The sequence below is a fragment of the Pseudomonas californiensis genome (assembly GCF_021147775.1).
Classification (GTDB): domain Bacteria; phylum Pseudomonadota; class Gammaproteobacteria; order Pseudomonadales; family Pseudomonadaceae; genus Aquipseudomonas; species Aquipseudomonas californiensis.
Map to the genome: position 1 here is coordinate 1 of NZ_JAGTPK010000147.1, position 511 is coordinate 511.

Here is a 511-nt window from a genome sequence, read left to right on the forward strand (position 1 = left end):
ACCAATCCCGTCGTGCACCAGCACTTTCATTCGGTTGGCCCGTCGATTGGCAAAGATATAAGCGCAGTGCGGCTTCGCCGCACCGAACACCGTGACAACTCTGGCCAAGGCGGTCTCGGTGCCGGCGCGCATATCCATGGGCTCGGTGGCGAGCCAGATGGCGTCGATGCGGATCATTGAGTGAGACCACGGATAAAACGGGCGCACCCGTCGGGATCGGCCAGTGGCCACTTCACGGTGAGGTTTTGATGGCCGAAAGGAACGTCGATACTGACGGACATTTGCAGATCGGCCTGGGGTGGGGATGGTAGTTTTATCGGAACAAAAGCGGGCAACGTTGTCGCCTCACAATCACGATAAAGAGGTATCCATTTGCGAACCAGATTGGCGTTGATGCCGTGGCGCAGGGCTACGCTGGCCATCGACATGCCAGGTTGCAGGCATTCCTGGACGATCTGAGCTTTAAAGGGCTTGGGGTAAGAAGTTCTCTGGCGCATGGCAATCCCGATGA

The 511-nt window shown here is 57.5% G+C and carries 2 protein-coding genes; both read right to left on the minus strand.

Translation table 11 applies throughout. The features are described from left to right. Positions 1-177 (minus strand): IS66 family insertion sequence element accessory protein TnpB (gene tnpB / locus KDX37_RS29370; RefSeq protein WP_264759427.1); only part of this gene is annotated, 177 nt, incomplete at its 3' end. Further along, on the minus strand, positions 174-511 hold a 338-nt coding region (gene tnpA, locus KDX37_RS29375; protein ID WP_231656658.1), incomplete at its 5' end, for an IS66-like element accessory protein TnpA. The genes tnpB and tnpA, both read right to left, overlap by 4 nt.